Annotated in this window: 30 protein-coding genes and 4 pseudogenes; 14 read left to right on the top strand and 20 right to left on the bottom strand. The window is 57.9% G+C overall.

Going from position 1 to position 26,928, the window contains the following annotated elements; genetic code table 11:
- Window positions 1–4: 4 nt before the first annotated feature.
- A complete protein-coding gene (locus ACXPVS_RS17530) occupies window positions 5–430 on the bottom strand; it encodes a YybH family protein (RefSeq protein ID WP_458511055.1) in 426 nt (141 codons plus the stop codon).
- Window positions 431–570: 140 nt separating this feature from the next.
- On the opposite strand from ACXPVS_RS17530, the gene ACXPVS_RS17525 reads away from it, so the two are divergent.
- A complete protein-coding gene (locus ACXPVS_RS17525) occupies window positions 571–1,056 on the top strand; it encodes a GNAT family N-acetyltransferase (protein WP_458511054.1) in 486 nt (161 codons plus the stop codon).
- 127 nt (window positions 1,057–1,183) lie between these two features.
- On the opposite strand, the gene ACXPVS_RS17520 is transcribed toward ACXPVS_RS17525, so the two are convergent.
- The 5 genes from ACXPVS_RS17520 to ACXPVS_RS17500 form a co-directional block, all read right to left on the bottom strand.
- On the bottom strand, window positions 1,184–1,525 hold the full coding sequence (locus ACXPVS_RS17520) for a hypothetical protein (RefSeq protein ID WP_458511053.1): 342 nt from the start codon (window positions 1,523–1,525) through the stop codon (window positions 1,184–1,186).
- Window positions 1,518–1,784: a type II toxin-antitoxin system Phd/YefM family antitoxin gene (locus ACXPVS_RS17515; RefSeq protein ID WP_458511102.1), complete on the bottom strand. Its 267-nt coding sequence runs from the start codon at window positions 1,782–1,784 to the stop codon at window positions 1,518–1,520. The genes ACXPVS_RS17520 and ACXPVS_RS17515 overlap by 8 nt, the downstream gene beginning before the upstream one ends.
- Before the next feature lie 78 nt (window positions 1,785–1,862).
- The gene (locus ACXPVS_RS17510) at window positions 1,863–2,372 is read right to left on the bottom strand and encodes a GNAT family N-acetyltransferase (protein WP_458511052.1); all 510 of its coding nucleotides are present in this window, start codon (window positions 2,370–2,372) and stop codon (window positions 1,863–1,865) included.
- Between the two features lie 97 nt (window positions 2,373–2,469).
- On the bottom strand, window positions 2,470–2,955 hold the full coding sequence (locus ACXPVS_RS17505; protein ID WP_458511051.1) for a GyrI-like domain-containing protein: 486 nt from the start codon (window positions 2,953–2,955) through the stop codon (window positions 2,470–2,472).
- 67 nt (window positions 2,956–3,022) lie between these two features.
- The gene (locus ACXPVS_RS17500; protein ID WP_458511050.1) at window positions 3,023–3,685 is read right to left on the bottom strand and encodes a LysE family translocator; all 663 of its coding nucleotides are present in this window, start codon (window positions 3,683–3,685) and stop codon (window positions 3,023–3,025) included.
- Window positions 3,686–3,824: 139 nt separating this feature from the next.
- Here ACXPVS_RS17500 and alaC point away from each other — a divergent pair, with 139 nt between their 5' ends.
- A complete protein-coding gene (gene alaC / locus ACXPVS_RS17495; protein ID WP_458511049.1) occupies window positions 3,825–5,036 on the top strand; it encodes an alanine transaminase in 1,212 nt (403 codons plus the stop codon).
- Between the two features lie 58 nt (window positions 5,037–5,094).
- On the opposite strand, the gene ACXPVS_RS17490 is transcribed toward alaC, so the two are convergent.
- Together ACXPVS_RS17490 and ACXPVS_RS17485 are read right to left on the bottom strand one after the other, a co-directional pair.
- Window positions 5,095–6,447, bottom strand: a complete 1,353-nt coding sequence (locus ACXPVS_RS17490; RefSeq protein WP_458511048.1) for a GntP family permease — start codon at window positions 6,445–6,447, stop codon at window positions 5,095–5,097.
- Between the two features lie 82 nt (window positions 6,448–6,529).
- Window positions 6,530–7,063, bottom strand: a complete 534-nt coding sequence (locus ACXPVS_RS17485; protein ID WP_458511047.1) for a gluconokinase — start codon at window positions 7,061–7,063, stop codon at window positions 6,530–6,532.
- 215 nt (window positions 7,064–7,278) lie between these two features.
- Here ACXPVS_RS17485 and gntR point away from each other — a divergent pair, with 215 nt between their 5' ends.
- From gntR to ACXPVS_RS17455, 6 genes and pseudogenes are all read left to right on the top strand, one after another.
- Window positions 7,279–8,310: an HTH-type transcriptional regulator GntR gene (gntR, locus tag ACXPVS_RS17480; RefSeq protein ID WP_458511046.1), complete on the top strand. Its 1,032-nt coding sequence runs from the start codon at window positions 7,279–7,281 to the stop codon at window positions 8,308–8,310.
- A 128-nt stretch (window positions 8,311–8,438) separates the two neighbouring features.
- A pseudogene (locus tag ACXPVS_RS17475) lies at window positions 8,439–8,623 on the top strand (chlorhexidine efflux transporter); the annotation flags it as partial.
- A gap of 56 nt (window positions 8,624–8,679) precedes the next feature.
- Complete coding sequence (locus ACXPVS_RS17470) at window positions 8,680–9,312, top strand: glutathione S-transferase family protein (protein WP_458511045.1); 633 nt, start codon at window positions 8,680–8,682, stop codon at window positions 9,310–9,312.
- 28 nt (window positions 9,313–9,340) lie between these two features.
- A pseudogene (locus ACXPVS_RS17465) lies at window positions 9,341–9,730 on the top strand (MFS transporter); the annotation flags it as partial.
- Between the two features lie 244 nt (window positions 9,731–9,974).
- Entirely contained in the window at window positions 9,975–10,175 is a 201-nt protein-coding gene (locus tag ACXPVS_RS17460) for a hypothetical protein (protein WP_458511044.1), read from the top strand.
- A gap of 144 nt (window positions 10,176–10,319) precedes the next feature.
- A complete protein-coding gene (locus tag ACXPVS_RS17455; protein WP_458511043.1) occupies window positions 10,320–10,817 on the top strand; it encodes a hypothetical protein in 498 nt (165 codons plus the stop codon).
- Window positions 10,818–10,877: 60 nt separating this feature from the next.
- On the opposite strand, the pseudogene ACXPVS_RS17450 reads toward ACXPVS_RS17455, so the two are convergent.
- The 3 genes and pseudogenes from ACXPVS_RS17450 to ACXPVS_RS17440 form a co-directional block, all read right to left on the bottom strand.
- A pseudogene (locus ACXPVS_RS17450) lies at window positions 10,878–11,309 on the bottom strand (methyl-accepting chemotaxis protein); the annotation flags it as partial.
- A gap of 111 nt (window positions 11,310–11,420) precedes the next feature.
- Window positions 11,421–12,092: pseudogene (locus tag ACXPVS_RS17445) on the bottom strand (PAS domain-containing protein); the annotation flags it as partial.
- A gap of 435 nt (window positions 12,093–12,527) precedes the next feature.
- Entirely contained in the window at window positions 12,528–13,400 is an 873-nt protein-coding gene (locus ACXPVS_RS17440; protein ID WP_458511042.1) for a LysR family transcriptional regulator, read from the bottom strand.
- A gap of 99 nt (window positions 13,401–13,499) precedes the next feature.
- Here ACXPVS_RS17440 and gstA point away from each other — a divergent pair, with 99 nt between their 5' ends.
- Window positions 13,500–14,102: a glutathione transferase GstA gene (gene gstA / locus ACXPVS_RS17435; protein WP_458511041.1), complete on the top strand. Its 603-nt coding sequence runs from the start codon at window positions 13,500–13,502 to the stop codon at window positions 14,100–14,102.
- 350 nt (window positions 14,103–14,452) lie between these two features.
- Complete coding sequence (locus tag ACXPVS_RS17430) at window positions 14,453–14,869, top strand: GNAT family N-acetyltransferase (RefSeq protein WP_458511040.1); 417 nt, start codon at window positions 14,453–14,455, stop codon at window positions 14,867–14,869.
- Window positions 14,870–14,881: 12 nt separating this feature from the next.
- On the opposite strand, the gene def is transcribed toward ACXPVS_RS17430, so the two are convergent.
- The 3 genes from def to ACXPVS_RS17415 all read right to left on the bottom strand — a co-directional run bounded on the left by def (window position 14,882) and on the right by ACXPVS_RS17415 (window position 16,738).
- Window positions 14,882–15,421, bottom strand: coding sequence for a peptide deformylase (def, locus tag ACXPVS_RS17425; RefSeq protein ID WP_458511039.1), 540 nt, complete (start codon window positions 15,419–15,421; stop codon window positions 14,882–14,884).
- Window positions 15,418–16,374, bottom strand: coding sequence for a YihY/virulence factor BrkB family protein (locus ACXPVS_RS17420; RefSeq protein WP_458511038.1), 957 nt, complete (start codon window positions 16,372–16,374; stop codon window positions 15,418–15,420). Before ACXPVS_RS17420 ends, def begins: the two co-directional genes overlap by 4 nt.
- A 172-nt stretch (window positions 16,375–16,546) precedes the next feature.
- Complete coding sequence (locus ACXPVS_RS17415) at window positions 16,547–16,738, bottom strand: CsbD family protein (protein WP_458511037.1); 192 nt, start codon at window positions 16,736–16,738, stop codon at window positions 16,547–16,549.
- Between the two features lie 199 nt (window positions 16,739–16,937).
- Here ACXPVS_RS17415 and ACXPVS_RS17410 point away from each other — a divergent pair, with 199 nt between their 5' ends.
- Window positions 16,938–17,315 carry a hypothetical protein gene (locus ACXPVS_RS17410; protein WP_458511036.1) on the top strand — a complete coding sequence of 126 codons (378 nt, stop codon included), beginning with the start codon at window positions 16,938–16,940 and terminating at the stop codon, window positions 17,313–17,315.
- 73 nt (window positions 17,316–17,388) lie between these two features.
- Here the strand turns inward: ACXPVS_RS17410 and fadD1 are convergent, their stop codons facing one another.
- Window positions 17,389–19,089, bottom strand: a complete 1,701-nt coding sequence (gene fadD1 / locus ACXPVS_RS17405) for a long-chain-fatty-acid--CoA ligase FadD1 (protein WP_458511035.1) — start codon at window positions 19,087–19,089, stop codon at window positions 17,389–17,391.
- A 269-nt stretch (window positions 19,090–19,358) separates the two neighbouring features.
- Window positions 19,359–21,047 carry a long-chain-fatty-acid--CoA ligase FadD2 gene (gene fadD2, locus ACXPVS_RS17400; RefSeq protein ID WP_458511034.1) on the bottom strand — a complete coding sequence of 563 codons (1,689 nt, stop codon included), beginning with the start codon at window positions 21,045–21,047 and terminating at the stop codon, window positions 19,359–19,361.
- A gap of 225 nt (window positions 21,048–21,272) precedes the next feature.
- Between fadD2 and ACXPVS_RS17395 the strand changes: the two genes are divergently transcribed.
- Together ACXPVS_RS17395 and ACXPVS_RS17390 are read left to right on the top strand one after the other, a co-directional pair.
- Entirely contained in the window at window positions 21,273–22,217 is a 945-nt protein-coding gene (locus ACXPVS_RS17395) for an alpha/beta hydrolase (RefSeq protein ID WP_458511033.1), read from the top strand.
- Window positions 22,218–22,257: 40 nt separating this feature from the next.
- On the top strand, window positions 22,258–22,728 hold the full coding sequence (locus ACXPVS_RS17390) for a MaoC family dehydratase (protein WP_458511032.1): 471 nt from the start codon (window positions 22,258–22,260) through the stop codon (window positions 22,726–22,728).
- Between the two features lie 67 nt (window positions 22,729–22,795).
- On the opposite strand, the gene ACXPVS_RS17385 is transcribed toward ACXPVS_RS17390, so the two are convergent.
- The 4 genes from ACXPVS_RS17385 to ACXPVS_RS17370 form a co-directional block, all read right to left on the bottom strand.
- Window positions 22,796–23,659 carry an efflux RND transporter periplasmic adaptor subunit gene (locus ACXPVS_RS17385; protein WP_458511031.1) on the bottom strand — a complete coding sequence of 288 codons (864 nt, stop codon included), beginning with the start codon at window positions 23,657–23,659 and terminating at the stop codon, window positions 22,796–22,798.
- A gap of 10 nt (window positions 23,660–23,669) precedes the next feature.
- Entirely contained in the window at window positions 23,670–23,876 is a 207-nt protein-coding gene (locus ACXPVS_RS17380; RefSeq protein WP_008151119.1) for a DUF1656 domain-containing protein, read from the bottom strand.
- Window positions 23,863–25,851 (bottom strand): FUSC family protein, encoded by a 1,989-nt coding sequence (locus ACXPVS_RS17375; protein WP_458511030.1) that lies wholly within the window; start codon window positions 25,849–25,851, stop codon window positions 23,863–23,865. Before ACXPVS_RS17375 ends, ACXPVS_RS17380 begins: the two co-directional genes overlap by 14 nt.
- A gap of 155 nt (window positions 25,852–26,006) precedes the next feature.
- Window positions 26,007–26,474: a ferritin-like domain-containing protein gene (locus ACXPVS_RS17370; protein WP_458511029.1), complete on the bottom strand. Its 468-nt coding sequence runs from the start codon at window positions 26,472–26,474 to the stop codon at window positions 26,007–26,009.
- A gap of 203 nt (window positions 26,475–26,677) precedes the next feature.
- Here ACXPVS_RS17370 and ACXPVS_RS17365 point away from each other — a divergent pair, with 203 nt between their 5' ends.
- A complete protein-coding gene (locus ACXPVS_RS17365; protein WP_017340422.1) occupies window positions 26,678–26,914 on the top strand; it encodes a DUF3820 family protein in 237 nt (78 codons plus the stop codon).
- Window positions 26,915–26,928: the final 14 nt, after the last annotated feature.

Below are 26,928 nucleotides of genomic sequence, written 5' to 3'. Positions count from 1 at the left end.
ACGCTCAGGGTTCCAGGTTGAACAGCGCCGTTCCACTCATCATGTCGAACGGGGCCGACCAGTGTTCGTGGACGATGCGCCAGTGCCCATCGTCGCGCCGATAGCAGGCGGTCACCCGCATCCAGCAGGCCTGGGTCTCGCCCTTGTCGTTGGTGCCGCCGCAATGGGCCAGCCAATGGGCGAAGGCGATGTGCTCGTCTGCCACGATATTCATAGGGTCGAAGTCGAACGTGTGCGCGCCTTGGCACATTTCCAGGCATTCCTGCCAATGCGCGCGGTAGGCGGCCTTGCCCCGAAATTGCAGGGCTTTGACCGCGTCGTAGGAGACGATGTCCTCGGCATACAGGGGCATGAGTTTCTCGACATCCTTGGCAATGACCGCCTGACGATAGGTGTCGATCAGGGCCTGGATTTCGTGGGTTGCGTTCATCGTGGTTCTCCGTGGTTTTTATTGTGAAGACACCCTTAGTCGTCTGGCGAAAAGCCAAATCGACAGCCGAAATAAAAATAATCCATGGACGCAAACTCGTTAGAATCCGAAACACTTTTTGTTGGAAAAAGGACACTCCAGTGACAACCCGACTCATGCCTTACGACAGCCTGAACGCGCTCCAGCGCCAGCAGATCGAGGCCATTGAAGTTCACAAAGAACAAATCAAGTTCTCCGGCGACATTCACGGTGCGTTGCACACCTTGCTGTCCAAACCCGGTCCCGGCGTCAAAGGATTTGCGCTACTGGTCGAGGATGTTCCCGTGGCCTTTCTGCTGCTCAAACGCCCGCCCGTATTGCCAGCGTGGGCCGATGAACACAGCGCCACCCTTCACGCACTGCAAGTCGATCATCGGGCCCAGGGCAAAGGCTATGGCAAGGCCTGTCTGCAAGCCCTGCCCGACGTCGCGCGTCAGGCGTTTCCGGACATAAAAGGGCTGGAGTTGTCGGTGGATGCCGATAACGAATCGGCCATCGCGCTTTACGCAAAATTCGGCTGGGTCGACAGCGGCGAAGCCTACAGGGGGCGGATCGGTTACGAACGGCGCATGGGGCTGATTTTCTGAGGGGGTTATGCCAGTTCGATACCGAGACGTATGACCGGGAAGCGCCAGCCAGAGTGCGAGAGCACCTTTACTGATCGAACACGAAAAAGGGTGCCTTGAGGCAACCCTTTTGAGATTTGGCTAGCTGTTAGAGGAGAAGACAGTAATCGAGCAATTGTTTCTCGATACTTTGACGCGGGCCGATAACCGAAGCGACCACTACAAGGTTTTCGCTCGGGAACACCTCATACAAAACTCGCTGCCCCATAGGAAGGCACTCACGAAAATGAGTCACCCCAAGCGACGCCGCTTCCTGGCAAACACCGTAAACATGGGCCTGACTGCTAAGCGCCGTAACGATCTGCATCACCAGTTGATCGACCATCTCTGCCGCTTTTTTGCGACCGCATTGCTGCGTCAGATAGTGCTCCAGCGACATAACCCCATGCTCCGCAGCCGTCGCAAACTCTACCCTGAAGGCCTCAGGCATCGTTATCGTCTTGCAGCAATTGGCGCCGCTGGGCCAGTCTGGCCAGCAAAGTGTCGCCAGAAATCAGCGTTCCCTGCTCCTTGTCGCGAGAAGAGAATGAAAGAAGCTTGATCAGCGCAATAGCCTCATCTCGCCTCTTTCGCTCCTCATAGGATTCGATCACATACGCCGGGACGCCATTTTGCGTGACGAGTATCGGCTCCGAAAGATCCAGCGCTGCCGCGTTCTTTTTTACAAAACTGATTGTTTCAACTCGCATCATTCATTCCTCTGCTCGCCATCCACACAGGATGGCTTACGCAACAAGGTCTGAATTTAGGCCATTAAAAAACTGATCTCAAGAACTCATTTGCTCTTGCCTCAACTCGAGCACCATCTCATGCCACGCCATCCCGCCATGGTCAGACGCTGAAGGCTTGACGTAGGCAAACCCAAACCCGGCATACAGCGGAATGTGCCGCTCCTTGCACATCAGGTGGATGCTGGTCTTGCCCAGCGCGCGCATCCGCTCGATGAATTCGCCCATCAACCGTTTCGCCAGCCCCCGCCCCTGAAAATCCGGGTGCACCACCACCGACATGATCACCACGTGCGGGCCGGCCGGGTCGTGGCCGATCAGTTCCTTGAACGCCTCGTCCGACATTTCTACCTGAAACGCCGCACCGGAATTGATGAAACCGGCTACGACGCCATCGACTTCGGCCACGATGAAACCTTTGGGCCAGGTGGCGATGCGCGTGGCGATTTTTTCCCGGGTGGCGGCTTCGTCGCCTTCATAGGCAACGGTTTCGATGGCGTAGCAGCGGTCCAGATCAGCAGGTGTGACGTGGCGGATGACGGCGTTCATGGCAGCTCGGGATCAGCGATGGAAAGGCTGGAGATCATAAATCAGCGCCACCACGACATCGAGAGGCGAATCACCGATCCGCCTCTCGATGCAGTCATTACGGCTTGAGCGGTAGCCAGATTTCCAGCACGCCGGTCTTGAGCTTCGGATTGAAATCTTCGCTGTAGCGTTCGAATTCAGGCGCGTCCGCCGCCTGATAACCGGACTGCGGCAGCCAGGTTTTCCAGATGTACTGAAACGTCTGGGGCAACATATCCAGAGAGCCTTTGTGCTCGAACACGGCGTAGTGCTGAGGCTGAACCTCGACCCAACGGTATTTATCCGGCAGGTCGTCGAGTTTGTCGATCTCGACGCCGGCAATGTATTCGAAGCCGCCCTTGCCATCTGGATTGCAACAGATGCCGTAGGTCACTTCGTTTTTTTGACCGGGAATTTTGCCAATCTCGAGAATGAATTTCTCCCAGAGATCGGGGATGCCGCTGGTCGTATCCGTGGTAAATCGTCCGCCAAGCCCTGCAATGAGCAGAAAGTGCCCGTGCTCGAAGCGTGGCTTGGCGGTTTCGACGCCTGTTTGCTCATCCATGATTCAATTCCTGGAACAAAAAAGTGGGTTCGGCTGGGAGTATAGAACCCAAACCGAATTCGCCCAGTCACAAGGCATGCAACGGCTCGACAGCACCTGCGCCGATGAACTCGTTATACCCCGATAGGATCACGTAGACTGCGAAATAGCAGAAGATCGCCGCCGATGCCATATAGGAATAACGCAGCAGTTTGTCGCCCAGCAACTTGCCGCCGTGACTCGCTGCGAAACACAAGGCGACGCACCAGAGCACCCCGGCGCAAAGAAACCCGCCGAGAAACAGCGCCGAACCAAGGGCCCCACCGCCACCGGAACGAGCGATCAATGTGCCGCCCACCGCCGCGAACCAGAGAATGGCGCTGGGAGACGACATGGCGAGGAAGATCCCGCGAAAAAACTCGCGCCGATGGGAGTTCTGACCCACCTCTTCGGCCTGCGCCAACACCGCCTCATGGTGAATCGCCGAATAGATCATCTTCGCCGCGAAGTACAACAACAGCGCCGAACCGCCGATCCACAGCACCCAGCGCACGCTGTCGTATTGCAACAAAACGGTCATCCCGGCCAAGGCCAGCACGGCGTAGATAAGGTCGCCGACACACGTCCCCAAACCCAGCGCGAAACCTTGAAAGTAGCCACGCTGCATCGCCAACGTGATCATCGCGATGTTGGCCACGCCGATGTCCAGGCACAGCGAAAGGCTCAGCAAGAAGCCACTGGTAAATTCCATCAACCGATTTCCTTCGGACAAATTTGTTTACATAGTCGCTGGACAGTTTGCCACATCAGCCCTTACATTCCGCCACAGGTCACCGCAGTGACCAGCGTCGCTCGGACGGTTCCGGGCGCTCACGTTATCCGAGGCAACAATGGCTAACCCAGGTTCGCCGCGCCGCTTTGCGCGCATAGATCGACTCCCCCCTTACGTATTCAACATCACTGCCGAGCTGAAGATGGCCGCTCGTCGTCGTGGCGAAGACATCATCGATTTCAGCATGGGCAACCCCGACGGCCCGACACCGACGCACATCGTCGAAAAACTCGTCACCGTCGCCCAGCGTGAAGACACCCACGGTTATTCCACATCCAAAGGCATTCCGCGTCTGCGCCGGGCGATTTCCAATTGGTACAAGGATCGCTACGAAGTCGACATCGACCCGGAAAGCGAAGCCATTGTCACCATCGGTTCCAAGGAAGGCCTGGCGCATTTGATGCTGGCCACCCTCGACCAGGGCGACACCGTTCTGGTGCCGAACCCGAGCTATCCGATTCACATCTACGGCGCGGTGATTGCCGGCGCTCAGGTGCGTTCGGTGCCGTTGATTCCGGGCGTGGACTTCTTCGCCGAACTGGAAAGCGCCATTCGCGGCTCGATTCCGAAACCGAAAATGATGATCCTCGGCTTCCCGTCGAATCCCACGGCTCAATGCGTGGAGCTGGATTTCTTCGAGCGAGTGATCGCCCTCGCCAAGCAGTACGACGTGTTGGTGGTGCATGACCTGGCCTACGCCGACATCGTCTATGACGGCTGGAAAGCCCCGTCGATCATGCAAGTGCCGGGCGCCAAGGACATTGCGGTGGAGTTTTTCACCCTGTCCAAGAGCTACAACATGGCAGGCTGGCGTATCGGATTCATGGTCGGCAATGCCGAACTGGTCAACGCACTGGCGCGGATCAAGAGCTACCACGACTACGGCACGTTCACCCCGCTGCAGGTCGCGGCGATTGCGGCGCTGGAAGGCGATCAACAGTGCGTCAAAGACATCGCCGAGCAGTATCGGCAGCGTCGCAACGTACTGGTCAAAGGCCTGCATGAGCTGGGCTGGATGGTCGAGAACCCGAAAGCGGCGATGTATGTCTGGGCGAAGATTCCGGAGGTTTATGCGCACTTGGGCTCGCTGGAGTTCGCCAAAAAGCTGCTGGCCGAAGCCAAGGTTTGTGTCTCGCCGGGCGTAGGGTTTGGTGAGTATGGGGATGATCACGTGCGCTTCGCGCTGATCGAAAACCAGGACCGGATTCGTCAGGCCGTACGCGGGATTCGCGGGATGTTCCGGGCGGATGGGTTAATTAGCAAATCTTGACGCCCTGCACATAACACTGTGGGAGCAAGCTCGCTCCCACAGTTGTTTTGCGGTGTGCTTAGACGAACAGCGACAACAGCAAGATAAAGCCCAGCGCAACGATGGACAGAATGGTTTCCATCGCCGTCCAGGTCTTGAACGTTTCCGCTACGGTCATGTTGAAGTACTGCTTCACCAGCCAGAAACCCGCGTCGTTGACGTGAGACAGGATCAACGAACCAGCACCGGTCGCCAGTACCAGCAGCTCACGGTTCACACCTGGAATCATCCCCACCACCGGCACCACGATGCCCGCGCCTGTAATGGTGGCCACGGTTGCCGAACCGGTGGCGATACGAATCACCGCCGCTACCAGCCAGGCCAGAAGGATCGGCGAGATCTGTGCGTTCACCGCCATGTGGCCGATGACATCACCCACGCCGCTGGTCACCAGCATCTGCTTGAAGCCACCACCGGCACCGATGATCAGAATGATCGCGGCGGTCGGCGCAAGACTCGCATCGAGCAACTTGAGGATTTTGTTGGAGCCCATGCCCTGACGGTGGCCGAAGGTGTACAGCGACAGCAGCAACGCCAGCAGCAGCGCCGAGATCGGGTGACCGATCAAATCCATGAACGAGCGGAAGAAATTGCCTTCCGGCAGCACCACGTCGGCAAAGGTCTTGAGCAACATCAGGAACACCGGCAGCAGCACGGTGATCAGGGTGATGCTGAAGCTCGGCAGGTCAGCCGACTCTGGCTCACGCGCCAGTTGATCGACCAGTTCCTGGTTAGGATGACCCGGAATGTACTTGGCAATGAACGTGCCGTAGATCGGGCCGGCGATGATGGCCGTCGGCAGCGCAACGATCAGGCCGTAAAGAATGGTTTTACCGATGTCGGCACCGAACACGCCGATGGCCAGCAACGGACCCGGGTGCGGCGGAACCAGACCGTGCACGGCAGACAGACCGGCCAGCAACGGGATACCGATCTTGATGATCGACACGCCGGTACGCCGGGCCACGATGAACACCAGCGGGATCAGCAGCACGAAGCCGATTTCGAAGAACAGCGGAATGCCGACCAGGAACGCGGCGAACATCATTGCCCACTGCACCTTGTCCTTGCCGAAGGCCCGGATCAGGGTTTGGGCAATCTGATCCGCCCCGCCCGACTCGGCCATCATTTTGCCGAGCATCGTGCCCAGCGCGAGGATGATCCCGACGAAACCAAGCACCCCACCGAAGCCGTCCTGGAACGCCTTGATAATGGTGCCGATCGGCATGCCGGAGGTCAGCCCGAGAAAGGCTGCTGCGATGATCAGGGCAATGAACGGGTGAAGCTTGAACTTAGTAATCAGGACGATAAGCCCGATCACCGTGACCACTGCATCGAGCAGCAGGAACGTCTCGTGGGACATGCCAAACATTAGGGGTGTCTCCTGGTTGTTGTTGTTATTAACGCGGATAAATCGAAAGCCAACAGGACAGCGCTATCTCTCCTGGTAAAACTCATACGGCGTGTTTCAGGCCATGAGCCAGCCACCAGACATGAGCTTGCTTCGCCAGTTGCTCGACGCTGTGGTTCGAAGCGTCCAGAGCCAGGGTCAAGGGCTCGCCAACGGGTGATTCAAGGGTGGCGAACTGGCTGTCGATCAATGTCGACGGCATGAAGTGGCCCGGCCGATGGGAGACACGATCGGCGGCCACTTCGGGGGTCAGCTCAAGGAACACAAAGCCCAGGCCCGGCAAGGCGCTGCGCAGACGTTCGCGGTAAATGTGCTTGAGCGCCGAGCACGTCAGCACCGGGCGCTCGCCCTTGGCGTCTATACGGCGCAATTCATCGCACAGGCTGTCGAGCCAGCCGGCACGGTCGTCGTCGTTCAGGGGGATACCCGCGCTCATCTTTTCGATATTGGCGGCAGGGTGAAAAGTGTCGCCTTCAATGGCCGTCGCGCCGCTGAGTTGGCACAAGGCCTCGCTGACGCAAGTCTTGCCGCAACCGGCAACGCCCATGATGACCAGGGCGGTGATGGGATGATTCATGTAACACCTCAGCGCGCAGACAGCGCTACCTTTGCCAGTTATGACACTAGAGCAAAAGCAGAAGTTGCCGACGCCTTCTTGTCATTTTTGTGGGTTGCAGCATGTTCGTTCCCAACGCCAAAAAACGGGGATCAGGCAAACCCCGCTCACGCATTTGCAGCCGCGTCGAGACAGCGCTACCTTAGTGCCTCGAATTTTGTTTGGCAAGCCGTCCGATGATCTCCCCTAAAAACGATAAAAATACGCGCACCACTGGCCGCCCCACTTTGAACGAAGTCGCACGCCTGGCCGGTGTCAGCCCGATCACCGCCTCTCGCGCCCTGCGCGGGGTCAGCTCAGTGGCCACCGAACTGGTGGAAAAAGTGCAGAAAGCCGCGCTTGAGCTCAACTACGTGGTCAACCCCGCCGCCCGCGCGTTAGCCTCGGCCCAGAGCCATTCGGTGGTGGTATTGGTGCCGTCACTGTCCAACTTATTGTTCATCGACACACTGGAAGCCATTCATCAGGTTTTGCGCCCCAAAGGCTTCGAGGTGCTGATCGGGAACTTCCACTACTCACGTGATGAAGAAGAAAACCTGCTGCGCAACTACATGGCGTATCAGCCTCGCGGTTTGCTGCTGACCGGTTTCGACCGCACCGAAAGTTCGCGCCGGATGATCGAGGCCAGCAACACTCCGTGCGTGTACATGATGGAACTGGACAGCGCCGCCGGGCTCAATTGCGTGGGCTTTTCGCAACTCGCTGCCGGCCAGACAGCGGCCGAGCATTTGCTGTCACGCGGTCGTAAGCGTCTGGCCTACATCGGTGCGCAACTGGATCAACGCACGTTGCTGCGCGGCGAAGGTTTCCGCAAAGCCCTGCAAAAGGCCGGTTTGTATGACCCGGACCTGGAAGTGCTGACACCTCGCTCTTCCTCTGTCGGCCTTGGTGGCGAACTGTTCCTGCAACTGATCGCCACGCATCCCGATGTCGACGCGATCTTTTTCGGCAACGACGACCTGGCCCAGGGCGCACTGCTCGAAGCCATGCGCTGCGGGATCAAGATCCCCGAACACGTGGCGATCCTCGGCTTCAACGACCTGCCAGCCTCGGCGCACATGGTCCCGCGCCTGAGCAGCATCAGCACCCCGCGAGAAGCCATCGGCCGGCGCGCAGCGGAGCAGATGTTGATGTTGATGGCTGGTAATACGGTGGCCAAACCGGTGCAGGACATGGGGTTTGAGTTGAAAGTGCGCGAGAGTACCTGACACGGCACCTTGACCGTTCCTACGCTCTGAACTGACCCCATAAAGCTGGACGATTACACGCCTATACCTAAACGGCCTGATTTCTGTATTCAACAGGATTCAGCCACCAAGGGCGGGGGTGCGCTGGCACCGTTAAACGGCGCATCGCCCATGCCGTGGGTTTTCAACTAACCTTGATAGTGTTCCTCATCCCGTTGATCGCCTGGTGGATGCGGCGCTGATCATTTTCATCCCGTGCTACACCTTCGCCTTCAACGGGTTGTTTGATCGCACGGTTGGTTTGCCAACTTCGGCGCTGCCGGATCCGGTTTGAAAACACTGAATGCCTGTTAGGTTCCTGAAGCGTCGAATCGCTAACGGAGTAGCTCAATGGAACATGCACTGAAGATTCTGGGAAAAGCCTCGTCCATCAACGTCAGAAAAGTCCTCTGGACCTGTGAGGAACTGGGTGTTGCCTACGAACGTGAAGACTGGGGCGGCGGTTATGCGTCGACCCACACGCCGGAGTTTCTCAGGCTCAACCCCAACGCACGGGTGCCGGTGATCATCGATGAGGCCGGCGTGCTGTGGGAGTCCAACACCATCTGCCGCTATCTGGCGGGCAAACACCACAACACCGATCTGCTACCCCACGAATCGGCGGCCCGCGCGCGGGTGGAACAGTGGATGGATTGGCAAGCGACTGAACTCAATACCTCCTGGAGCTATGCGTTCACGGCATTGATACGCAAAGATCCGGAGTTTCAAGACCCACATCACATTGCCGCCGGTGTACAACGCTGGAATCAGAAAATGGGCATCCTTGAACATCAACTCGCCGTCACCAAAGCGTATGTCGCCGGGCCGCACTTCACGCTGGCGGACATCGTCATCGGTCTGTCGGTCAACCGCTGGCTGATGACACCGATGGAGCGCCCCGACTGCCCGGCTATCGACGAGTATTTCCAGCGGTTGGCACAACGCCCGGGATTCCTGAAACACGGCTGCAACGGCCTGCCTTGAGCGGCTAAGTTTCTCCAACGATAAGCATTGGTTCAGCCCCGGCCTGATTCGCGACGGCATCTTCGCCACCGGCCGCCAAAGCGTGTTCGGCTTTTCCGATCAGGCCGCCTTCGCCTCGGCGACTTTCCTCGAGTTGTTCCTTGGCGCGAGTCCGTTGAGCCCATTGGCCGACCGCTTTGGTGCCTAAACGCATGCGCAGCTCGGCATTTTCCTTCGCGTTTTTCGTGCAGTGTCTGTCGGTGCCCGCGGTGGCGTTGATGGATTCGACGAAGCCAGCAAGATTCTCGATGGCATCGAAGCCCGCGGCGTGAAGGATCAGGGCACCGGGCGTTTCGCCGATATCTGGCAGCCGCCTTATCGCCGTCGGGCGTTGATACTGATCGTGTTCCACGTGTTCCAGGCCATCGGTTTCTTCGGGCCCAGAACCCGCAACCTGGCGCTGGAAAATATCGCTCACCGCTAAAGCGGTTGCCGTCTGCCGCCCGGCGGCAAGAACGACCGCTGCCATTGCCCAATCGTCCGGCCTGACCTCCGCCACCCAGCAGGTCAGCGCGGCAAGCACCCTCAGCGACAACGTTGATGAAGCGTTCGCGAAAACCCGCGCGGCCCTGCAAACCTCTATCCCGGACGATAGCAAAACCAAGTCCACCGACCGCGCGGCCATGACCGACTTCAAGGACTGCATGAGCAAAACGCCGGAACAACGGCTGCGCGACAGCATCCTGAAAGAGTCGTGCATTACCGACGATCAATTGAAAGCCATGCCGCCGGAGCAACAACTGGCCATTGGCAAAGAGATCGCCGAGCGCATCCAGGACAAGATGAAAACGGCGCCACTGAAAAGGCTAATGGCCCGCGAGTAGTCGAATGACCGCTCATCGGCTTTACCTGACTAAAGCCGCTTACCTGTCAATTGTGACAGTAGACAGTCGTGAGGGACTGGCAAATCATAAACGTGTTGCGGCAATCATTTGCTCGCACTAACGATCAACCGAATGGAGGCTGATATGTCTATAAATGCACCCGCTACTACCACACTTTCACTGGACGACAACGCAACCAGTCAATGCGAATCAGCGACTGTGACGTCAACCCAGTCATCAGAAAATTTTCGCGGAACCTGCACCGCAAAATTCATGAAAGAGGGTAACGAAGTGGCGCCAGCCTTTGATGGCTCGCGCTTTCAAATTAATTACGACTCGTTCTTTCCGAAAACGATCAGTTACATTCACATCGGCGACACCATCGATAACGGCCGCTATCTTGATTTCACCATCGACCCTGCGCGCGGAGACGGTACTTATCCAATCCCCCTGACCAATAGCAATACTCGCTTCATTTATTACCAGCATGGTTTCAATGTCGACGCGGGAGAATTGACTATTAACGTCGACAACGGCAATTGCAGCGGCACATTTAGCCTCACGGTTACTGGCAACCCAAGCGGGGGCGACGATGAAACTTTGAATATCGTAGAAGGTAAATTCGAAATCATAGCTTCTTGATTCGCCTTTAGACGGCCCCTCGAAAGCGTGAGCTTCCCGGGGGCCAAATCTCTCGGGTAATCAGTTAATCTGCAACGTCGAATTAAACTGACTGATCGCATCCACCACATGCCGTGACCCTTGCTGAATCTCCAGGATCACCTCCCCCGCTTCGTTCGCCAGTTCCACGCCTAACCCGGTGCGACTCAAACTCGATTGCATGCTCGACACCGCACTCAACGACAAGTCATGGTTCCTGCGCACCACATCGACAATCTCCAGCGTCGCCTGACTGGTGCGAGCGGCGAGGCTGCGAACTTCATCGGCAACCACCGCGAACCCGCGTCCGTGTTCCCCGGCCCGGGCCGCTTCGATCGCGGCGTTTAGCGCCAGCAGGTTGGTCTGATCGGCAATGCCGCGAATGGTCTGAACGATGGTGCCGATGATGTCGGACTGTTTGCTGACGGCATCAATGCTCAGCGCCGCTTCGTTCAAGTCTTTGGAGATATCCTGGATGATCTGCACCGTTTGCTGCACCACCTGAGAACCTTTCTGCGCACACGCGTCGTTTTGAACCGAGGTGCTGTGGGCCGACTCCGCGGCGGTTTGCAGGGTGGTCACCTGATCGGTGATGTCGCTGGCGAACTTGACCACTTTGTACAATCGACCCTTGGTGTCAAACAGCGGATTGTAGGAGGCTTCCAGGAACACCGTATGACCGTGCTTATCTTTGCGCTCGAAACGGTGCGAGTGATATTCGCCGCGATTGAGTGACGCCCAGAACGCCTTGTACTGCGGGGACTCGGCGTCGGCGCGGTGACAAAACAGGCTGTGGTGCTGGCCAACCACTTCGTTGAGCGAGTAATGCATTGTCTTCAAAAAGTTGTCGTTGGCTGTGATGACCTTGCCTTCCGGGGTGAATTCGATCACAGCCATGGAACGACCGATCGCCGCGAGCATGCTCTCGTTTTCATGCTCCTTGGAGACCTTGGCGGAGACATCAGTGGCGACTTTGATCACACTCCGAACCTGACGATCATCGCCGAACACCGGCATATAGCTGGCTTCGAGCCAGATCTCCTTGCCGCTCCTGTTCAAGCGTAAAAAGGTCCCGCTCACCGGTTCGCCACGGGCCAGGTCACGCCACAACTTGGCGTAGGCTTCACTTCGATAAAACGCTTCTTCGCAAAAGATCCGGTGATGCTTACCGCGCACTTCTTCGGCGCTGTATCCCATGACACTGCAAAAGTTGTCGTTGGCATCGAGCACGATCCCTTCGGGGGTGAACTCAATCATCGCCATCGAGCGGCTGACGGCGGCCAACTTCGCGTTAGCCTCGGCCAGCGCGCAACTGAATCGTTCGATTTCCAGCAGGTCAGTCTTGTGGCGTCGGTTAAACATAGTCGTATCACCTTCAGCGCAGTCTTTTGTTTGATGAAAGTTCTTTGCTCTTTCAACAGCTCCACCACTACGTTCCAAGGAACAGGCACACGCATCCCTCCACAGGAAGGACTTGGTCAGGTGATCAATGATGTTTAACCAGAGAGTCCATGCAGCAACGCTCTTATCAAGACATCCATCTCTTGGGTTGCGCACACTTTTAACGTATTTGACGGCCTTCACATGGCGAACAACATAGTGAGTAAGAGTCAGCATAGACAGGCGAGGCAGGTAAGCAAGGCCACTAGTCGGCCAGTATTGAGGACAAAATCGGTTCAGCTTCGGTATGGGTCATTTCTGAACGAGCATGCCCATCAATGCCTGCACCGCCGCCGAAGGTTGCTTATTTGCAGCGGCCACCAAAGCAAACTCTCGATCGATACGCGGTTTGACCGGCACCACGCGCAGCCCCTTAAGTTGGCTCGGCAGCGTCATTTCCGGCACCAGCGTCACGCCGATGTTTTCCCGCACCAGGGTGAACGCACTGCTCCATTCACGGACCTCGACCCGCACATCAAGCAGTTGCAGCCCGGCATCCTCCGCCAGGCTGCGTGCGTTGGTCGAACAACCGCCCGTGGCCAGTACAAAAGGTTGCTCCGCCAACTCCGCCAGGGAGACGCCTTCTTCATTGGAACGGCGAGCCAAGGGATGGCCGCCAGGCACCACCGCCATCCAGGCATCACGCCCCAGGCGAGCGGCATTACGCTCAGGCGCCGGGTTCAACACCACGCCGACATCCACCAGCCCGGCGCCGAGCAGCGTTTCCACTTCATCGTCGCTGACCTCCAGCGCGACCACCTGAATGCCGGGATAAAGCCGGTTGAACTGAAGCAGCAGCGGCGGCAGGAAAGTCGCCAACACCATGGGGAAACTGGCCAGGCGAATCGTCCCGCGTTGAATATTTTTGGTGGCATCGACGCTGCTGCGGATGTTTTCCAGGGCACCGAGCATGGTTCTCGCGTGTTCGATCACAGACAGGCCGATTGCCGTCGGCAAGGTCTGGCGATTCTCTCGACTGAACAGTTGAACGCCCAGGGCTTCTTCAATCAACGCCAAGGCCTGGCTGGCACCGGACTGGGTCATGCCGACCCGCTCGGCAGCCCGGGTTATGTTGCCCGTGTCAGCCACCGCCACCACCATTCGCCAATGCATCAGATTCATCATGGCAGTAGCTTTCCTTATGGCGGTTTTGTGAAAGATTAATTTTACCGAGGGTGCCGCGCACTATGACACTGGCGCAAATCCCCAGCCAGAGCCCTGCCAATGAAGTTGTATTACGCCCCACACGCCTGCTCGCTCGCGCCGCATATCGTGCTGCGCGAACTGGATTTGCCGTTCGAATTGATCCACGTCGACAACACCACCAAGAGAACCGCCAACGGCGAGGACTTCCTCGCCATCAACCCCAAGGGTTACGTCGCGGCATTGCAACTGGACAATGGCCAAGTACTGACCGAAGGCCCGACAATCCTGCAATACCTGGCAGACCTGCGACCCGAAGCGAACCTGGCACCGGTGAGCGGGACGTTCGAGCGGGTGCGGGTGCAGGAGTGGCTGAATTTCATCTCGACCGAGATTCATGGCGGGCTGGGCTGGCTGTTCAGTTCGCAGTTTCCGGATGAGGTGAAAACGCTGATCAAGGAGAAACTGTTCAAGCGTTTTGTTGTGTTGAGCCAGACGCTGGAACACCAGGATTATTTGATGGCTGACGGGTACAGCATTGCCGATGCGTATTTATTTACGGTGTTGCGCTGGGCGCACCTGTTTGCCATCGATTTGAATGAGTGGCCGGCGTTGGCACGGTTTCAGGCACGGGTTGATCAGCGGCCAGCCGTGAAGGCGGCGTTGGCCGCGGAGTTGCTGTAGGCCTCAAGACCATCGCGAGCAGGCTCGCACACAGGGGACCTCATTTCGCAATTAGTGGAATGGGGGTCTGGGCTGTCGATGGCCTTCACCCCGTGAAGCGGCGGGAGCCCGAGGGCCGAGCTCCCTTGTCGCGGAATCAATGACCGAACACATCCACCTTCTTGGCCTTCTTGTCCGCGCGCTTTTCATCGGCGGTTTTTGCCGGTTTTTTCTTTGCCGCTTTCTTTGAATCCATGCCTTTGGCCATGATACTTACTCCATTCATACGGGATGTGAGATCAGGTATACACCTATCGTTACACGCGCGTTCTTTTATAATCGCCCGCTTTGCGCACCGACAGTCGAAGACCATGCCCTACACCCAATACACCTTGCTCGCCGAGCCTTTATGGCCTTTGATGAACAAGTTTTATCGCGCTCACCAATCATCGATGAAAGCGGTCCGCGACGCTCAACTCTGGGTGGCCAGGCGCGAGGAGATCATTGGCGCACTGTGTTTACGACCGGTGGCGGACGGGCATTGGCTGACGGGTTTGTTTGTCGATCCGGCCTGCCGTGAACAGGGTATCGCGGCGACGTTGATCGCCGAGGCACTCAAGAACCTTGAAGGCCCGGTGTGGCTGTTTTGTCATCCGGACTTGCGCGGGTTTTATGAACGTCGGGGGTTTACCTTCGACCCGCCACTGCCCTACCCCATGGCGGAACGCTTGAGCCGTTATGCGCGCAGCAAACCGATGATCGCCATGGGTTTAAAAGCCTCTGGGTGATTCAGGAGAGTGTCATTGGTCTGCGTTCGGATCGAGATCCGGAAACATCACGTCGGTAAACCCGAACTTGCTGAAGTCACTGATGCGCGACGGGTACAACCTGCCGATCAGGTGATCGCATTCATGCTGCACAACCCGCGCATGGAATCCCGAGGCGATGCGTACGATCGGATTACCCTTGGGATCGAACCCTTCGTACCGAATGTGCTGATAGCGATCCACCGCGCCGCGCAGGCCGGGCACCGACAGACAGCCTTCGAAACCCTCTTCCAGCGTCGGGCTCAACGGCGTAATCAACGGGTTGATCAGAATCGTCTGCGGCACGGCTTCGGCGTCCGGATAACGTTCGCTGTGCTCGAAACCGAAAATCACCAGTTGCAGATCAACGCCGATCTGCGGCGCAGCCAGGCCAACGCCGCCGACGCTTTCCATGGTCTGGAACATGTCGTCGATCAGTTGCCACAGCTCCGGGCTGTCGAACATGTCGGCGGGCACCGGCGGGGCAATGCGCAGCAGGCGCTCATCGCCCATTTTCAGAATTTCACGGATCATTTGATGACTTCGTCAGTGGTCGGCTTGATCGAGTGGTCGCGACCCAGTCCCGACACGTGGTGTTTGGGTTCGTGGTTGTGCTCGTCGGGGACTTTTTCGCCATCATTCTTGCCCTCGGTCGACATGTGTTCGATCACGGCATTCATCTCTGCGCCGAGCAACAGCACCGCGGCGGAAATGTAGAAGTACAGCAACAGCACGATGATCGCGCCGATACTGCCATACATGGCGTTGTAGTTAGCAAACATCTTGACGTATAGGCCGAAACCCAGCGACGCGATGATCCACACCACCACCGCCAGCACCGAGCCCGGAGTAATGAAGCGAAACTCTTGTTTGACGTCGGGCATGACGTAATAAATCAGCGCCACCGCCATCATCAACAGAATCACAACCACCGGCCAGCGCACGATGGTCCAGAGCGTCACGATGAAATCTTCAAGGCCGACTTGCGAGGCGATCCAGCCCATCACCTGCGGCCCGAGCACCATCAGCGCGGCGGCCACCAGCAGCATGCCGGCGATGCCGATGGTGTAGATAATCGACAGCGGAAAGCGCTTCCACACCGGCCGACCTTCAACCACATCGTAGGCGGCGTTCATCGCGCTCATCATCAATCGCACACCCGCGGATGCGGTCCACAGGGCAATCACGATACCGACCGACAGCAAACCACCCTTGGATTGCTGGAGCTGGTCGATGACCGGGTTCACCTGCTCCAGCGCCTGGGGCGGCAGGACCAGCTCCGATTGCAAGCGCAGCCAGGAGAAGAAGTCCGGCAGGTGCAGGAAACCGATCAGAGCGATGAGGAACAGAATGAAGGGGAACAGCGAGAACAGCATCTGGTAGGCCAACGCCGAGGCATAAGTCGACATCTCGTCGTCGACGAACTCGGTGATCGTGCGCGCCATGACACGGTGCAGGCGCTGACCTTTCATGTGTGGGAAAAACATTAGCGTCTCCTTTCGCCGCAAAAAAAGTTGAAGTCGTGCCGACGCAGGGGCCGTTTTCTACATCAAAGTAGCCTACTTGGCGAGTTTGAAACAATTTCCTTGTGCAAGTTCAGGCCGACACATAAACGGCCATCCGCGGATGGCCGTTTATGTTGCTCATCAAAGGGCCTGATCAAGCCTTGTCGATGCCTTTTTTGAGAGCATCCTTGGCTTTGCCGACCGCTTGCTGGGCTTCGCCTTTCTTTTCCTGCACGACGCCTTCGGCGCGCATTTTGTCGTTATCGGTGGCCTTGCCGACGCCTTGCTTGACGTTGCCGGCGGCTTCGTTGGCCATGCCTTTTACTTTATCGCCAGTGCTGCTCATGGTGTTTCTCCTGTGAACCATTCAATGGGGAACGTCGTTACACAAGGTTGACCGGGGGCGTTTGCGCGGAGTTTCATTTATTATCCCGGCGACATTTCATCGTTCAGTGCAGGTTGGGCTTTATGTTTGCCGACCAACCCCCGAGAATGCGCAACGTATTCAGGCCATGGCGCTGAAGATCCAATCCCGTAGGAATGTTATGAAACTCGATAAAAAGCAGGCCATTGCCCGCAGAAACCATGAACTTGGCGGTGCTGTGCTTGGCGTCAACAACTGCCATTTCACCGAATTGAACCGCAACCGCAACATCTGGTGGTTTGATATTCAGGTCGCACGTCTGGCCATTGGTCAGTACGAATGGGTTCACCTGCTGATGCACACCCCGGATACCGACGAACTGCTGCACCTGAAAGTGCCGACGGTGTTCCTGCGCGAGAAGCTCGAAGGTCTGGTGGTGCGTAACGAAGGTAAACGCAAAGCGGCCCTGAGCCTGGAATTGAGTGCCGACAAGGACTCGTACCTCCAGGACATGCGCCCGGCGGGTACCAACGTCAATTTCGCGCAGTTCCGCCTCTGAATAGATCGTTCCCACGCGCGTGGGAACGATCAGCAGGCAACAAAAAGCCCCGCATTTGCGAGGCTTTTGTTTGTTACGCGCTTACCTTTTTGACGCCGAGCTTCTTCAGCTCTTCGTCGCGCAACTCGCGGCGCAGGATCTTGCCGACGTTGGTGGTCGGCAGCGCATCGCGGAACTCCACGGAGCGCGGAACCTTGTAGCCGGTGACGTTGGCGCGCATGTGCTCCATCACCTGTTCCTTGGTCAGCGTCACGCCTGGTTTGGCGACGATGAAGATCTTGATCGCCTCGCCCGACTTCTCGTCCGGCACGCCGATGGCCGCGCATTGCAGCACGCCCGGCAGGGTCGCCAGCACGTCTTCGAGTTCATTCGGGTACACGTTGAAGCCGGAAACCAGAATCATGTCTTTCTTACGATCGACGATGCGCATGTAGCCGTCAGGCTGGATCAGCGCGATGTCACCGGTCTTCAACCAGCCTTCGCTGTCGAGGATTTCATCAGTGGCGTCCTGACGCTGCCAGTAGCCCTTCATCACTTGCGGGCCTTTTACACACAGCTCACCGATGTCGCCTAACGGCTGTTCAACGCCGGCATCGTCGATGACTTTGCACAGGGTCGACGGAACCGGAATCCCGATGGTGCCGATCTGGATGTTCTGGATTGGATTGACGGTGGCCACCGGGCTGGTTTCGGTCATGCCGTAACCTTCGCAGATGGCGCAACCGGTGACCGCTTTCCAGCGCTCGGCGGCGGCCAGTTGCAGGGCCATGCCACCGGACAGGGTGACTTTCAATGCAGAGAAATCCAGCGTGCGGAAACCTTCGTTGTTGCACAGGGCGACAAACAGCGTATTGAGCCCGACGAAACCGCTGAATTTCCACTTCGACAGTTCCTTGACCATCGCCGTCAAATCGCGCGGGTTACTGATCAGGATGTTGTGGTTGCCGATCAACATCATCGCCATGCAATGAAAGGTGAAGGCATAGATGTGGTACAGCGGCAGCGGCGTGATCAGGACCTCGCAACCCTCATTGAGGTTGGAACCCATCAGCGCCTTGCACTGCAGCATGTTCGCCACCAGGTTGCGGTGGGTCAGCATCGCACCCTTGGCCACGCCGGTAGTGCCGCCGGTGTATTGCAGCACGGCAACGTCGCTGCTGACCGGGTTGGCTTCGGTGACTGGCTGGCCGCGGCCCTTGCTCAGCAGGTCATTGAACTTGATGGCCTTGGGCAAGTGATACGTCGGGACCATCTTCTTCACATACTTGATGACGCTGTTGACCAGCAGGCGCTTGAGCGGCGGCAGCAGGTCGGCTACTTCGGTGACGATCACGTGCTTGACACCGGTTTTCGGCACGACGATCTGGGCCAGGTGCGCCATGTTGGCCAGGCAGACCAGGGCCTTGGCACCGGAATCGTTGAATTGGTGTTCCATTTCCCGCGCGGTGTACAGCGGGTTGGTGTTGACCACGATCAGCCCGGCGCGGATGGCGCCGAAGACGGCGACCGGGTACTGCAACACGTTGGGCAACTGCACGGCGATTCGATCGCCCGGCTGCAAGTCGGTATGCTGTTGCAGGTACGCGGCAAAGGCACCGGACAACTCGTACAGTTCACCGTAGGTGATTGTCTTGCCCAGGTTGCTGAACGCCGGTTTGTCGGCAAAGCGTTGGCAGGACTGCTTCAACACCGTCTGAATATTCGGATACTCGTCCGGATTGATGTCGGCAGCAATCCCGGCAGGGTACTTATCCTTCCAAAAGTCTTCGATCATGGAAGCCCACTCCTCAGCAACGCGAATTCATCACCGCATTTGATGCGATTATTATTGGTGTGTGTTTGTTGGTGAGTCTGGCTTTTTATAGAGGCCGAGAAGTCACAAAGCGCGCCGAGAGTAGCAGCTTTGCCAAGGGCCGACTAGAGCCAAAAACAGCCTCTACAGTCACTTTGATGACTAAATAGAGGCCGGCGGTCATTTTAGAGCAAAGATTCTATATGGCTCTGCAAGCCTTTAAAACCGGGGCCTATCCAAAAATTCAACGATCAGGCGATATCACGCAACTCCCGCCGCAAGATCTTGCCCACCGGCGTCATCGGCAACGACTCACGCAAGACGATGTGCTTGGGCACTTTGTACGCCGTGAAGTTTTCCTTGCAGTAAGCCTTCAGCTCTTCAAGGCTGACACCCGTTTCACGGGCCACCACAAACAGCTTCACTGCCTCCCCCGAACGCTCGTCCGGCACACCGATCACCGCACAGTTGGCGACTTTCGGGTGAGCCATTACCACCTCTTCGATCTCGTTCGGGTACACGTTGAAACCCGAAACGATGATCATGTCTTTCTTGCGATCGACGATGCGCACAAAGCCGTCCGGGTCGATCACGGCGATGTCTCCGGACTTGAACCAGCCCTCGGCATCCAGCACTTCGGCGGTGGCCTCGGGTTTCTGCCAGTAGCCTTTCATGATCTGCGGGCCCTTGATGCACAGCTCGCCGCGCACGCCAAGCGCCTGCTCGACGCCTTCATCGTTGATGACTTTCAGCGTGGTGCCCGGGACCGGCAGGCCGACCGTGCCGATGCGCGACTTGTCGCCGTACGGGTTGGTGCAGGCCACCGGCGAGGTTTCGGTCAGGCCGTAACCTTCGGTGATGCGACAACCGGTGAGCTGTTCCCAGCGTTGCGCCGTGGCTTTGACCAGCGCGGTGCCGCCGGAGTTGGTGAGTTTGAGGCTGGAGAAATCCAGGGTCTTGAAATCCGGGTGGTCCATCAGCGCGACGAACAGCGTGTTGAGTCCCAAAAGGGCCGAGAACCGCCAGTTCTTCAGCTCCTTGATGAAACCGCCGATGTCCCGCGGATTGGTGATCAGCACGTTGTGGTTGCCCGAAACCATCATGCACATGCAATTCGCGGTGAACGCATAGATGTGGTAAAGCGGCAGCGGCGCGACCATGACCTCTTGCCCTTCGCGCAACAGCGGCTGGCCGTCATCGCCGAACTGCTCCAGGCACGCCCGCACTTGCTGCATGTTGGCCACCAGGTTGCCGTGGGTCAGCATCGCGCCCTTGGCCAGCCCGGTGGTGCCGCCGGTGTATTGCAGTACGGCGATGTCGTCGAGCCCGATCTGCAGCGGCTTGATGCTCAGGCCCCGGCCCAGGCGCAGCGCGCTCTTGAAAGAAATGGCCTGCGGCAAGGAGTACGCCGGGACCATCTTCTTGACCTTGCTCACCACGGTGTTGACCAGCCAGCCCTTCGCCGCAGGCATCAGGTCGCCCATCTTCGCTTCGATCAGGTACTGGATGTCGGTGTCGGGCAGCACCTCCTGGATTTTCTGCCCGAACATGTTCAGGTAAACCAGCGCCCGGACACCGGAATCCTTGAACTGATGACGCATCTCCCGCGCGGTGTACAGCGGGTTGGTGTTGACCACGATCAGTCCGGCGCGCAAGGCACCGAACACGGCAATCGGGTAATGCAGGATGTTGGGCATCTGCACCGCAATGCGATCCCCGGGCACCAGGTCGGTGTGGGCTTGCAGGTAACCGGCGAACGCGGCGCTGTAGCGCTCCAGTTCAGCGTAGGTCAGGGTTATGCCCATGTTGCTGAACGCCGGGCGGTCAGCAAATTTCTTGCAGGAACGCTCGAACACCTCGATCACCGACTTATAGGCCCCTTGATCGATGTCCAGGGGCACGCCGGCCGGGCGTTTGTCATTCCAGAAATCAGGTTGCATTGTTCTTGTCCTCGTTACCTGAACCTATCCGGGGCCGCTTTTCTGTCCTTCTTCACAAAGAGCAAAAAAGCGGGGCTCCACGGACACTAGCAGCTAAGGCGAATCAGGCAAATATGCGCACGGTCGACATTGATCGTGTGAATCTTGCTGCCGTGGCGTGGCCTGATCAGACGGCACGCTTTGGATGCGCTATACAATGCAACGACCTCGCGTAAAGGAATCGCCATGATCCACGACACTTTCTGGCTGACCACCAGCGACCGCAGCCGTCTCTTCGTCAACCAGTGGTTGCCCGCAGGCAATCTCAAGGCACTGATCCTGCTGGCTCACGGCATGGCGGAACACAGCGGCCGCTACGCGCGTCTGGCGGAAAAACTCTGCGATCAAGGCTACGGCGTGTACGCGCCGGATGTGCGCGGACATGGCAAAACTGCCGAAAACGGGACACTCGGCCATTTCGCCGATTCTGATGGCTGGGCCAAAGTGGTGGGAGACCTCGCGTGCCTCAATCAGCACATCGGCCAGCAGCATCCCGGCGTGCCAATTGTGTTGCTCGGCCACAGCATGGGCAGCTACATAGCCCAGGCCTATCTGCTGCATCACAGTGCCAGCCTGCACGGGGCGATTCTCAGTGGATCGAACTTCCAGCCCGTGGCGCTTTATCGCGCGGCACGGCAGATTGCCCGGCTCGAACGCCTGCGCCAAGGCCCGAAAGGCCGCAGCGCGCTGATCGAATGGTTGTCGTTCGGCGCCTTCAACAAAAAATTCAAACCGGCGCGCACCCGTTTCGACTGGCTCAGCCGCGACCCGGCGGAGGTCGACCTGTACGCCAACGACCCGCTCTGCGGCTTTCGTTGCACCAATCAGCTGTGGATCGATTTGCTCGGTGGGTTGCAGCAAATCAGCAAAGCGTCCAATCTCGCTCAGATTGATCCGGGGCTGCCGTTGCTGGTCATCGGCGGTGAATGTGATCCGGTGAGCGAAGGCAAGCGTCTGAAAGATCTGGCCCACGCGTTGCGCGTTGCCGGCAGTCAGAGCCTGCAACTGACCATTTACCCGCAGGCACGGCATGAACTGTTCAACGAGAGCAACCGCGATGAAGTGATCAATGACGTGTTGAGCTGGATCGCCCAGGCGCTGAGCCACCGCCGGCCACCCAGATCGGAATAGTTTTTTTGAATTTATTTATTCGTGACAGGAATTGAAACAGATGACCCAGGTTACCAACACCCCTTACGAGGCCCTTGAAGTCGGCCAGACCGCCAGCTACAGCAAGACGGTCGAAGAGCGTGACATTCAGTTGTTCGCCGCCATGTCCGGCGATCACAACCCGGTGCATCTGGACGCTGATTTCGCCGCCGGCACCATGTTCAAGGAGCGCATTGCTCACGGCATGTTCAGCGGGGCGCTGATCAGTGCTGCTGTAGCCTGTGAACTGCCTGGGCCGGGGACTATTTATATCGGTCAGCAAATGAGCTTTCAGAAGCCGGTAAAAATTGGCGACACGCTGACCGTGCGTCTGGAGATTCTCGAGAAGCTGCCGAAGTTTCGTGTGCGGATTGCCACTCGCGTGTTTAACCAGCGAGATGAGTTGGTAGTGGATGGCGAAGCGGAGATTCTGGCGCCGCGCAAGCAGCAGACGGTCACGTTGCCTAAGCTGCCCGCAATCAGCATCGGCTGAACCACTGCCCGCTACCTGACACTGATCGTTCCCACATCGAGGCGTCGAACCGTCCACGTGGGAACGATCAACGGCTACCCTCCTGCACCTGCACACTCGCCGTCATCCCCGAGCTCAAATTCATCCCCTCCGGCAACTTATCAATCTTGATCCTTACCGGAATCCGCTGCGCCAACCTCACCCAGTTAAACGTCGGCTCGACCTCTGCCAGCAACTGCCCATCCGGCGTGGTATTGCGATCGGTAATCCCACGACTGATGCTTTCCACATGCCCCTGCAACGCCTCCCCCGCACTCATCAACCAGATCTTCACCGGATCGCCAACACGAATCCGTGGCAACTTGGTTTCTTCGAAATACGCCTGCACATAGAAAGTCGAATCGTCGATCAACGCCATCACCGATTGCCCGGCATTCACGTAGTTGCCTTCGGCCAGACGCAGGTTGGTGATGTGACCGCTGCGTGGCGCATGGACCTGACTACGGGCGAGGTTGATTTCCGCCACCTTGGCTTCGGCCTGGGATTCACGCAGTTCGCCACGGGCGATGCCGGCGTTGATCTGCGCGTTCTCGCGCAGCTCGGCACTGATTGCCTGCGGACCGAGGGCTGCGCGACGACTGGCTTCGCGCTCGCGCAGATTGAGTTGCTGCTGTCGGGTCTGAACCACCGCGTGGGCTTTCTCCAGCGCCGCCTCGAAACGTTCACGGTCGATGCTCAGCAACACATCACCGGCCTTGACCTGCTGGTTATCAAAAGCCTTGAGCTCACGCACCCAACCCGAGACGTCCGGAGCGATCACCACCACGTCGGCGCGGATCCGCGCATCCCGAGTCCAAGGCGTGAGCATGTAGTACTGCCACAAATGGAAGCCGGCAAATATCGCCGCCACCACCAGGCACAAGGTCACCGCGACACGTATTGGTGTACGCATTTTCAACTCCTTATAAAGGTCCGAGGACGACGGTGATCAAGGTCAATACACAGACGTACAAGGCGCAATCAAATAATGCTTCGTGCCAGATCCAGCGGCCAACCGGCGTCAGGCGCAAGAGCATGCGCAAGGCCCCGGTCACGAGCAGCGCCAGCAGCACATAAATCAGAAACGGACTGAGCAGCACGCCACCCACCGACCACTCACGCAAGCCCATGGCTTTGCTCCTGTTGACGGCACCAGGCGCGCCAGCTGCTTTGCAATTGCAGCACCGCGCCTTGAGCCAGTTTCACCGCATCGCTGGGAGGCAATGCGTACAAGGTCTTCAAGAACTCTTCGCTCGGCTGCGCCAACGCCTCAGCGTGACTGCCGGCCGGGCCTTGCTCGAGGATTTTTTCCAGCTGGTCGAGATAACGCCGCTGAGGCGCACTGACCGGTGCCCGCGCCACCGCCAGACTCAAACGCAAATGCAGCAATTCGTCGCCAATGTCCAGGCCGAGCAGGCCATCGTCCCAGCGGCTGCGCGCCGGTTCCGGCAACTCGGGATAGTGCCGCGCCAATTGCAGCAAACGGTCGGCCATGCGCCCGCCAAACCAGCTTTCGGCTCCGCGCAGATTGCGCCGGGTCAGGCGCCCCAGATCGTCGAGGGTCGCCGCCAGCAAACGTTGGCCATGCCACGTCGGGTTGCGCAGGATCAGCAAGTGAAACGCCAGCACTGCGGCGCCGACACCAACCACGATGGATTGAGCGCTGTTGAAGAACATCGCAACATCAAATTTCATCGCGTTGAGCGGCGAAACCAGCACGATGAAGTGCAGACAAAATGAGGTAGCCGTCGCACCGATCTGCGGTTTGGCCATGCCCAGTGCACCGAGAAACAATGGCACACCCATGCCCATGCACAGCAAGGCAAAACCACTCCATTGCGGCAGCAGAATCTGCCCGACGATAAACGCAGCCGGAATTGCCAGGAAGATCCCGCGCATAAAACTCATGCCGATCTGAGCACCATTTTCGCGGCTGGCAAACAGACTACACACCACACACGTCAACAGCAGCGCACCGGAGGCAGCGGGCCAGGCGGTTGCCAACCAGAAGCACGAGACCACCAGAAACGCCAACGCACTTCGGGCACCGAACATCAGCGCCAATGACAGATCGCGGTGTGGTGTCAGGGTTCTTGGTGGATCGACCGTTTCCGTGCCCTCCTCAACGGCGTTCAACGCAGCGCTGGCCGCCATGGCGGTATCGAGCAACAAGGTGAAACGGGCCAGGCAGTAACTCTGTGCGGAGCTGATGTGCGGGTCGTGGGAAGCGTCGAGCAACCTTGGACGCAGCGCTTGCAGGGTCGTGGTATCCGGGCTGTTGAGCGCTTCTTGAACCTCCGTCATCCAGGTCAACAGCGGCTCGGTTTCCCGGGGTTCCAATTGCTTCCACTGGCGGCGTACCGAACGGGCAATGCGCAGCAGCATCAACAACTTTTGGCTCAAGCCGCTGACCGCGCGTGCTCGTTGCCGCCCCTGGCCTCCTTCAAACCAGGCATGTTCGCGCTGGGCATCGACGGCGACGATTCTCCCAAGGATTTCCAGCAAGCCTTTACGCGCTTGACCATCACCGGCCAACGTCGCACGCGCAGCGTTCATACCGCTTTGCCACGCTGCTCGCGCCTGATCCGCCAGTTGCCGTTCGACCCGCATCGGCCAGAGCAGCGCACTGGCGGCGGTGGCGCAAAGAATGCCCAGGCAGATCTCTGTGCAGCGAGCCACGGCTTGATCGAACACCGTCAGCGGATGAGTAATGGCCGGCAGTGCGATGATCGCCACCGTGTAACCGGCCAGCACGAACGAATAGGACCAGGCGCTGCGCAGCAGGGTCGAACTCGCCGTACACAGACCCAGCCATAACGCCAAGGCCAACAAAAATAGCCAGGGCGTCTGGGCAAACAACCCCATGAACACCACTGACATGAACGTCCCGACCAGAGTCCCCAACAGCCGCGCCAAACCCTTCTGCACCACCATCCCCGACAAGGGTTGGGCGACGATGAACGCCGTCATCAACGCCCAGGCCGGTTGCTCCAGACCCCAGCGTAATGCCAGCCACAATGCCAGGCCGCCACCGATCAAAGTCTTGATTGCGAACTGTAAGGCGCGGCGATCAGGCGCAAATAAAGCCTGCAGGGTGATAGGCACGTAAAGGACTCTTGGAAAGGCGATTTAACGATAGTCGGGATCGGTCCAGTCACTTTGACACACAATTTATTAGCTAGCTAACATCTATCCAGTGCTGATTTTCGAACATAAAAAAACGCCAGACTGGCTGGCGTTTTTTGACAGACAACGAACGCTTACGAGCGTGCGCGAGCCTGGTTACGCAGGGCTTTTACCTGATCGTGATTGCGTTGCACGCCATGGTACTGACGTTCAACCAAGTCACGAATGCCCACCAGGTTATGTTTGTTGATTTTTTCGATGGCTTCTTTGTAAGCCTTCAGTGCATGGTCTTCACCCCGCTCGGCTTCGTTCAGCACGGCTTCTTCATCCTTGCCGGCGAACATCGCTTTGACGTCGACCCAGCGACGGTGCAAGTCACCGCTGACACTGGTGGACGTTTCCGGATCACCGCCCATCGACCGCACCTGCGCTTGCAGTTCGCAAGCTGCAGTGGCGCAGTCCGCCGCGCGTTGCACGAACAGGGTTTTGAGTTCTGGGTGTTTGATGTCTTCAGCACACGTCTTGAACCCTTCCTGACCGTCTTTGCTGGTTTCAATCAGGTCGTTGAGTACAGAGATGGCTTCTTTATTCATATCGGTCATTTTCAATTCCTCGCGGGTTGATGAAAGATGCAATAGCTATTGCATCCTGCATGCCAGCTTTGAAATGACTATTTATTCCTTATATTTCAATCGCTTATAAATAAACGCAAAAACTGTATCCGCTTTATTTGCATGATCTGTCATTTGGCCTGCATGCAGAATGCCTGTACTTTCCAGACTGTTTGAATCAAGACGACTGATTGATGAACCCTGAAAAGCTCGAACTGTTGATTACCCGTCAAATGCCCTTCGGCAAATACAAGGGCCGAATCATTGCCGACCTCCCCGGCCAATACCTGAACTGGTTCGCCCGCGAAGGTTTCCCCCACGGCGAACTCGGCGGCTTGCTGGCCTTGATGCAGGAAATCGATCACAACGGCCTGTCCGAGCTGCTCGAACCCCTGCGCGCCAAACATGGCAAACCGGCCCCTCGCCATTGAGACCCGACACCCAG

It is taken from the genome of Pseudomonas sp. Ma2-10 (genome assembly GCF_054330215.1).
This window is presented reverse-complemented; position numbering and strand designations above follow the sequence as displayed.

Coding starts and splice junctions, on each gene's coding strand:
- ACXPVS_RS17530 (WP_458511055.1), bottom strand. CDS start 430: ATGAACGCAACCCACGAAATCCAGGCCCTGATCGACACCTATCGTCAG.
- ACXPVS_RS17520 (WP_458511053.1), bottom strand. CDS start 1,525: ATGCCTGAGGCCTTCAGGGTAGAGTTTGCGACGGCTGCGGAGCATGGG.
- ACXPVS_RS17515 (WP_458511102.1), bottom strand. CDS start 1,784: ATGCGAGTTGAAACAATCAGTTTTGTAAAAAAGAACGCGGCAGCGCTG.
- ACXPVS_RS17510 (WP_458511052.1), bottom strand. CDS start 2,372: ATGAACGCCGTCATCCGCCACGTCACACCTGCTGATCTGGACCGCTGC.
- ACXPVS_RS17505 (WP_458511051.1), bottom strand. CDS start 2,955: ATGGATGAGCAAACAGGCGTCGAAACCGCCAAGCCACGCTTCGAGCAC.
- ACXPVS_RS17500 (WP_458511050.1), bottom strand. CDS start 3,685: ATGGAATTTACCAGTGGCTTCTTGCTGAGCCTTTCGCTGTGCCTGGAC.
- alaC (WP_458511049.1), top strand. CDS start 3,825: ATGGCTAACCCAGGTTCGCCGCGCCGCTTTGCGCGCATAGATCGACTC.
- ACXPVS_RS17490 (WP_458511048.1), bottom strand. CDS start 6,447: ATGTTTGGCATGTCCCACGAGACGTTCCTGCTGCTCGATGCAGTGGTC.
- ACXPVS_RS17485 (WP_458511047.1), bottom strand. CDS start 7,063: ATGAATCATCCCATCACCGCCCTGGTCATCATGGGCGTTGCCGGTTGC.
- gntR (WP_458511046.1), top strand. CDS start 7,279: ATGATCTCCCCTAAAAACGATAAAAATACGCGCACCACTGGCCGCCCC.
- ACXPVS_RS17470 (WP_458511045.1), top strand. CDS start 8,680: ATGGAACATGCACTGAAGATTCTGGGAAAAGCCTCGTCCATCAACGTC.
- ACXPVS_RS17460 (WP_458511044.1), top strand. CDS start 9,975: ATGACCGACTTCAAGGACTGCATGAGCAAAACGCCGGAACAACGGCTG.
- ACXPVS_RS17455 (WP_458511043.1), top strand. CDS start 10,320: ATGTCTATAAATGCACCCGCTACTACCACACTTTCACTGGACGACAAC.
- ACXPVS_RS17440 (WP_458511042.1), bottom strand. CDS start 13,400: ATGATGAATCTGATGCATTGGCGAATGGTGGTGGCGGTGGCTGACACG.
- gstA (WP_458511041.1), top strand. CDS start 13,500: ATGAAGTTGTATTACGCCCCACACGCCTGCTCGCTCGCGCCGCATATC.
- ACXPVS_RS17430 (WP_458511040.1), top strand. CDS start 14,453: ATGCCCTACACCCAATACACCTTGCTCGCCGAGCCTTTATGGCCTTTG.
- def (WP_458511039.1), bottom strand. CDS start 15,421: ATGATCCGTGAAATTCTGAAAATGGGCGATGAGCGCCTGCTGCGCATT.
- ACXPVS_RS17420 (WP_458511038.1), bottom strand. CDS start 16,374: ATGTTTTTCCCACACATGAAAGGTCAGCGCCTGCACCGTGTCATGGCG.
- ACXPVS_RS17415 (WP_458511037.1), bottom strand. CDS start 16,738: ATGAGCAGCACTGGCGATAAAGTAAAAGGCATGGCCAACGAAGCCGCC.
- ACXPVS_RS17410 (WP_458511036.1), top strand. CDS start 16,938: ATGAAACTCGATAAAAAGCAGGCCATTGCCCGCAGAAACCATGAACTT.
- fadD1 (WP_458511035.1), bottom strand. CDS start 19,089: ATGATCGAAGACTTTTGGAAGGATAAGTACCCTGCCGGGATTGCTGCC.
- fadD2 (WP_458511034.1), bottom strand. CDS start 21,047: ATGCAACCTGATTTCTGGAATGACAAACGCCCGGCCGGCGTGCCCCTG.
- ACXPVS_RS17395 (WP_458511033.1), top strand. CDS start 21,273: ATGATCCACGACACTTTCTGGCTGACCACCAGCGACCGCAGCCGTCTC.
- ACXPVS_RS17390 (WP_458511032.1), top strand. CDS start 22,258: ATGACCCAGGTTACCAACACCCCTTACGAGGCCCTTGAAGTCGGCCAG.
- ACXPVS_RS17385 (WP_458511031.1), bottom strand. CDS start 23,659: ATGCGTACACCAATACGTGTCGCGGTGACCTTGTGCCTGGTGGTGGCG.
- ACXPVS_RS17380 (WP_008151119.1), bottom strand. CDS start 23,876: ATGGGCTTGCGTGAGTGGTCGGTGGGTGGCGTGCTGCTCAGTCCGTTT.
- ACXPVS_RS17370 (WP_458511029.1), bottom strand. CDS start 26,474: ATGACCGATATGAATAAAGAAGCCATCTCTGTACTCAACGACCTGATT.
- ACXPVS_RS17365 (WP_017340422.1), top strand. CDS start 26,678: ATGAACCCTGAAAAGCTCGAACTGTTGATTACCCGTCAAATGCCCTTC.